The sequence below is a fragment of the Serratia sp. CY44782 genome (genome assembly GCF_052168715.1).
In the GTDB taxonomy this organism is placed as follows: domain Bacteria; phylum Pseudomonadota; class Gammaproteobacteria; order Enterobacterales; family Enterobacteriaceae; genus Serratia; species Serratia nevei.
This window is the reverse complement of record NZ_JBJNME010000003.1, coordinates 452,584-458,583: the sequence shown is the minus strand read 5'-3', so window position 1 is coordinate 458,583 and position 6,000 is coordinate 452,584. Positions and strand designations below refer to the sequence as shown.

Sequence of the window (6,000 nt, the reverse complement as noted above, 5' to 3'; positions counted from 1 at the left end):
GACACGTTTGATATCATCGTGCCGCCCGGTGCCTATACCGTTGAGATTGTCGGTGATGTAGGGGTTGCGGCGACCATTCGCCAACGCGTTAAACTGACATTTAAACCGCATAATAGCTACATTCGCCAGGTTGCTGATGTCGTTAATAATACAGCGCTGGATTTTACGCATTACCCCGTTGAGTTAAAATGTGTCTTTCCGCAGGGGGAGATCCCATCGACAAATTGCCTGGTATTGCATGATGAACAGGGGCGCAAGATTGACTGTCAGTTTGCGGGTGAATACCACACCAATCTGAGAAAACAGCTCGATACGGGGCGCCATGCCGATGGGTCGTTGAATGCCGGCTCGGTGTTCTTTAATGCGGATATCCCAGCCGGTAAACAAATTTATGTCGAACTGCGCGGGTATAGCTCGCCCAAGACACACGGTATTTACCCGAAATTGATCGCGGTGAATGACGGCTACGATATTACAGTTGGCGGTAACACGTTTCAGTTTCGCGATATCAGCAATTTTTTGCTGGGTGCCATCGTTGATAAAAATGGCGTTTCACATGGCATGAGCCATTTTGCGACATTTGCAGGTGTACTCAACGGCTCAGCCGATTTGACGCGTTTCTCCTATAAGCCGCTGGTTCGTCTTGTCAGTACCGGGCCAGTGTTCTCCGAGGTTGAAACTATCGTATATAACTCGGAAAAGTATGGTCTTGATGCCGGCGTGTTAAAGCTGCGCGTGCGATATCGGATATTTACGTCGGGTCAGGTACAGATTTACGGGATGTGCGTTGCCAAGAAAGAAATACCGGTCGGGAAATTGTATGGCTTTGATATTCGTCTGCAGACGGGAGATACAACGTTTGTCGCGGATGATAAATTTAAAACGGCGTTAACCCCGGCGACAGGCACCTTCACCACGCCAATGTCACTGACTGTTGTGAGAGCCTGCGGCGACACCCACCGTAGCGGCACGCAGTATGGGCCTACCCGTCCCCTGACGGCAGCAGCCGGGGGTATCGGTACCGGAAGGGTTCAGATGTATGCCGGATGGCGCTACACCTCGACCAGTGATACCAGTTTTATCAACTGGCCAGTTGAGAAAAACTGGACTTGGCCGTTTGAGTTCTGGATGGACTGCAACGAAAGCCAGGACAGCCCGCGTAATGTCGCGATAGAAGTATTTAACCGTCCTGTAGGGTTCCTGGGTGATGGAGCATACCCAGCCTACAAGCGTCAGCAGATTCTGCCTGCGCTGGCCGAACTTTCGGACTCGATACTTTCGTTCTGGGATGAAGCCTCACGCAGGTCTGATTACTATGACTACTATGTTGCCAAGGGCGGTACGAAAACCGCCTACCACCGTCCATACACAACAGAAATACAGCGGTTCATCAGGCATCGGAACAGCACATTCCAACAACTGTTTGGGGACTTCAAAAATTACCTGAATACAAACTTCGGGCCACTGGACAAGCTCGGCGACAATTACCTCTCAGAGCGCTACGGATTGGAGTTCGCCGCGACGTGTGTCATCCCTCCGTTGCAATGGATGTATTACGCAGCCGTGCAGGAAAATGACATAGCAGCAATTACCGAACTGAAAGTTGGGATTAAAAACTTCGCTGATGCGATGGTTGACCGTTACAACGCGATCGGTGGTATTCCGTTACACGGCAAATACCTGACTGACGTAGGTAACTCGAATGCCATGGGGCTGCGAGTGTTAGGTTTAGCCCGTTATGCGGGGCTGGATTCGGGTGATGTATACAAAAATGCGTTCGACGGAGTATTGAGTCGACTCGAAACCACCTATCAGCTCATCCCTGGCGTTGTTACTGATGGTCAAAACGCATCGCCAGCCACCGACCTTTGGCTACCGTACCAATCGTGGATTGGCTATTTCCTGGCATTCGCGTTTAGGCTTGTGGGACGCAGTGATGGGCAAATTGACAATGTAAATCTGCTGCTTAGGGCCACGTCAGGTACAGGCGCGTTGCGTGAGCTGGACTATTGCTGGTCTGAATCGCGCCGAGGTCAGCCGCCAACTGTGGCGTGGGCTATGGCTATATTGCTTATGGGTAACCGGCAGTCAACAGTAAATGCTGCGAAGGCTCTGTCAGAGACGTTCAAAACAGAGTTTGGGCCGCGTCCAGGCTACCCAGGCCGGTTCTATGGTTACAGCAATGTCACCTCAGAAGACGTACAGGGTAGGCCTGGCACAAATATCCCATATCTTGCAGCCAACTTGAGCGACCTGTGGCTGTACTATCACTACGCATAATCCTATGTTGCGGCTTGTTCTGGACTGTCCAGAACAAGCTTTTATCCCTCCGTTATACAGTCCGAAAATTAACGCGAAATAGTCCAAAAAAATTCGCCGCGCTACAGGCCTGCGGGACGCGCTCGATCCGAAAATGAACGGGGTAACACGATGAGTCAACCGCTGGTGGCGTTCGATCGGCTGTCGGTGTCGTTTCAGGGAGAGCAAGGGCCGGTGCGGGCGGTGCAGCAGGTCAGCCTTGAGCTGCAGGCCGGGCAAACGCTGGGGATCGTCGGCGAGTCGGGCTGCGGCAAAAGCGTGACCGCCATGGCGCTGATGGGGCTGCTGCCGCAGCCGCTGGCGCAGGTAGACGGCGGTGAAATTCGCTTTGAAGGGCAGAACCTGCTGTCGCTGCGGGCTTCAAAGATGGCCGATCTGCGCGGCAACCGGCTGGCGATGATCTTTCAGGAGCCGATGAGCGCGCTCAATCCGGTGTTGACCCTCGGTGAACAGCTGGTGGAACCGCTGATTCGCCACCTGGCCCTGTCGCCGAAAGCGGCCTGGCGTCAGGCGATTCAACTCTTGACGGAAGTGGGGTTGGCGCGCGCGGAGGCGCTGATGCGCTGCTACCCGCATCAACTGTCCGGCGGCATGCTGCAGCGCGTGATGATCGCCATGGCGATCGGATGCCGCCCGGCGCTGCTGATCGCCGATGAGCCAACCACGGCGCTTGACGTCACGGTACAGGCGCAGATCCTGGCGTTGCTGCGTGAGCAGAGCCGGCGACACAACATGGCGATGATCTTGATCACCCACGATCTCGGGGTGATCGCCCAGATGACGGACCGGCTGGCGGTGATGTACGCCGGGCGCGTCGTCGAGCAGGGCACGACGCGGGAAGTGTTGGCCGAGCCGCGGCATCCTTATACTCAGGGGCTGATCGCCTCGCGGCCGGTGCCGGGCCAGCGGCTCCGCCGCCTGTATTCCATTCCCGGCCAGGTGCCGGATCTGGCGCGCTTGCCTGAACACTGTGCGTTTGCCGAGCGTTGTGCGCAGGCCTCCGCTCGCTGCCGCGATGGCATCCCGCCGCTGTACGGCACACCGCAGCGCCAGTCCGCCTGTTTCCTCAACGCCGGAGGGCGCCTGCATGTCAACTGAACCTCTGATGGAAGTGAAAGGATTAAAGAAATATTTCCCGCTGCGCGACGGGCTGTTCGGGCGAACCACTGGCCAGCTGAAGGCGGTGGACGACGTCAGCTTCAGCATTCGCAAGGGCCGCATTTTCGGGCTGGTGGGCGAGTCCGGCAGCGGCAAAACCACCGTTGGCCGCACGCTGCTCGGCCTGCACGACAAAACCGCCGGCGAGGTGATGTTCAAAGGGCAGGCGTTGGATAGCCTGAGCAAAGACGCGTTGCGCGCCCTGCGGCCGAAAATGCAGCTGGTGTTTCAGGATCCGTACAGTTCGCTGAACCCGCGCCTGCGCGTGGGCGACGCCATCGGCGAAGCGCTGTTGCAGCACGGCCTGGCGAGCAAGGCGGAACTGCGCGAGCGGGTGATCGACACCCTGGCGGTCTGCGGGCTGTCTCCACAGCATTACGGACGGTTTCCGCATGAGTTTTCCGGCGGCCAGCGGCAGCGCATCGGCATCGCGCGCGCGCTGATCCTACAGCCGGAGTTTATCGTCGCAGACGAACCGATATCGGCGCTCGACGTGTCGATTCAGGCGCAGATCATCAATCTGTTCTCCGATTTGCAGGAACGGCAGGGGGTGACGCTGCTGTTTATTTCACACGATCTCGGTGTGGTAGAGCATCTGTGTCAGGACGTGGCGGTGATGTACCTGGGGCAGATTGTCGAGAGCGCCGGCCGCGATGCGTTATTTCGCCGGCCGCTGCATCCCTACACGCAGGCCTTGCTGGCGGCGGTGCCGACGCTGGATGCGCATCGCTCGCTGCCTAGGGCAGCAAGCGGCGAGCCGCCGAATCCCGCCAACCCGCCGCACGGCTGCCGTTTTCATCCGCGCTGCCCGCAGGCCACGGCGCAGTGCCGTGAACAGGCGCCGCGCCTGCGCAGCGTGGCGCCCGGTCATCAGGTGGCGTGCCACGTGGTCGGCTAGCGTCAGGACAGGTAGTGCTTCAACGCGCGCCCGGCCTGGTGGATCGCCGAATGCACCGCCGGGACGTGGGCGAGCGGATTCAACAGGCCGTAGTCGTGGATCAGTCCGTTATAGCGGGTGGAGGTGACCTCGACGCCGGCGGCATCGAGCAGACGCGCGTAGGCTTCGCCCTCATCGCGCAGCACGTCCAGCTCGGCGGTTTGCACCAGCGCCGGCGGCAAACCCCGCAGCTGTTCCGGCGTGGCGTTGAGCGGCGAGGCGTAGATGTCTTTGCGTTGCGTCTTATCGGGCGCGTAGCTGTCCCAAAACCACTTCATCATGTTGCGAGTCAGGAAATGGCCTTCGGCGAACTGATGATAGGAGTCGGTATCAAACTGGGCGCGGGTGACGGGCCACAGCAGGATCTGGCAACGCAGCGCCGGTATGCCTTTCTCTTTGGCCATCAGGCTGACCACCGCCGCCATATTGCCGCCGGCGCTGTTGCCGACCACCGCCAGTCGCGACCCGTCGACGTTGATCTTCTCGCCGTACTCGGCCACCCATTCGGTGGCGGCGTAAGCCAGGTTGATCGCCTCAGGGTAGCGCACCTCGGGTGAGCGGGGATAGTTGACGAACACCGCCGCCGCGCCAGAGCTGTGCACCAGATCGCGCACCAGCCGTTCATGGGTGGGGAAATCGCCCAGCACCCAACCGCCGCCGTGAAAGAACATGAATACCGGCAGCGCCTCTTTGACCCTGGCCGGCCGCACCAGCTGCAGCAGAATATCCTGACCTTCCACGTGGATGGTTTTCTCGCTGATTTCCACTTCGCGCAGCGGCACCTCGACGCTGCGCTGCGCGTCCTCCAAGACCCTGCGCGCCTCTTTGGGTTTCATCTGTTCCATGGGTTTACCGCCGCCGGCATTCAGCGCGTCGAGAAACGTGCGAATGTCCTGCTGGGCGCGTGGCTGGCTGAGATCGACGGTTTTCTTGGGCATGGTGACTCCTTGTACGCAGAAGAGAAGATGCGGTCAGGATCACAGTGTAGTCGCTGGCGCATAAAGCAGGAGCTGCGGTCAGCGCGGCCCTGTTTCGGGAGCATGGCGGGTGGGATCTCTGCGTCGCTGCCGCGTTGCACGATCCTGGCGCATCGCTGCACCCGATTGGGGCAAAAAGTGTGATAGCGAGCAAATCCGATGAAATTATTTTTGCGAGCCCGATCAGAAATCCTGAAGTTTTTCGTAATTGAATAGGATTTCGCGCGCAATGATGATTTTAGGCCTTATTTTTTAATTTATGCATTACCAATGCATAGAAAATGAATAAATATGCATTATAAGCCGTTGTTTTAACGCAAAAAATCGCAAAATCCGGCAAAAATTCCGTTTTGGCACGATAGCTGCTCTACACTCTTTATCAAACGACATGTATTTTAACTGCTCGTTAACATTTACTCCCCGCTCAGGGACCGGATATACGCCATAAATAGTGAAAAACCGATTTTATGTAACAGATTTGTTTCTAAATCAGCGGTGAGGGACAGCATTTTCTCCGCCAGGAAAGTCAGTTTCGAACAGCGGTTTTTTTGCATTGTGGCGGCCTAGCCGGGCTTGAGCGGTCCTTACAGTCAAAATTCAGCCTTTGCT

Annotated in this window: 4 protein-coding genes; 3 read left to right on the top strand and 1 reads right to left on the bottom strand. The window is 57.4% G+C overall.

The genetic code is table 11. The features are described from left to right. The 3 genes from ACJ8HT_RS08180 to ACJ8HT_RS08170 form a co-directional block, all read left to right on the top strand. Positions 1-2,280 (top strand): hypothetical protein (locus ACJ8HT_RS08180; RefSeq protein ID WP_442520127.1); only part of this gene is annotated, 2,280 nt, incomplete at its 5' end. A gap of 150 nt (positions 2,281-2,430) precedes the next feature. Continuing rightward, entirely contained in the window at positions 2,431-3,417 is a 987-nt protein-coding gene (locus tag ACJ8HT_RS08175; protein WP_194571715.1) for an ABC transporter ATP-binding protein, read from the top strand. After that, entirely contained in the window at positions 3,407-4,375 is a 969-nt protein-coding gene (locus tag ACJ8HT_RS08170; RefSeq protein ID WP_197652971.1) for an ABC transporter ATP-binding protein, read from the top strand. The genes ACJ8HT_RS08175 and ACJ8HT_RS08170 overlap by 11 nt, the downstream gene beginning before the upstream one ends. A 2-nt stretch (positions 4,376-4,377) precedes the next feature. Here ACJ8HT_RS08170 and ACJ8HT_RS08165 read toward each other — a convergent pair whose 3' ends face one another. Beyond that, positions 4,378-5,352, bottom strand: coding sequence for an alpha/beta hydrolase (locus tag ACJ8HT_RS08165; protein WP_194571717.1), 975 nt, complete (start codon positions 5,350-5,352; stop codon positions 4,378-4,380). Between the last annotated feature and the right edge of the window lie 648 nt (positions 5,353-6,000).

Excerpts from the sequence above, each read along its gene's own strand:
- ACJ8HT_RS08175 (WP_194571715.1), top strand. The coding sequence starts at position 2,431 with ATGAGTCAACCGCTGGTGGCGTTCGATCGGCTGTCGGTGTCGTTTCAG.
- ACJ8HT_RS08170 (WP_197652971.1), top strand. The coding sequence starts at position 3,407 with ATGTCAACTGAACCTCTGATGGAAGTGAAAGGATTAAAGAAATATTTC.
- ACJ8HT_RS08165 (WP_194571717.1), bottom strand. The coding sequence starts at position 5,352 with ATGCCCAAGAAAACCGTCGATCTCAGCCAGCCACGCGCCCAGCAGGAC.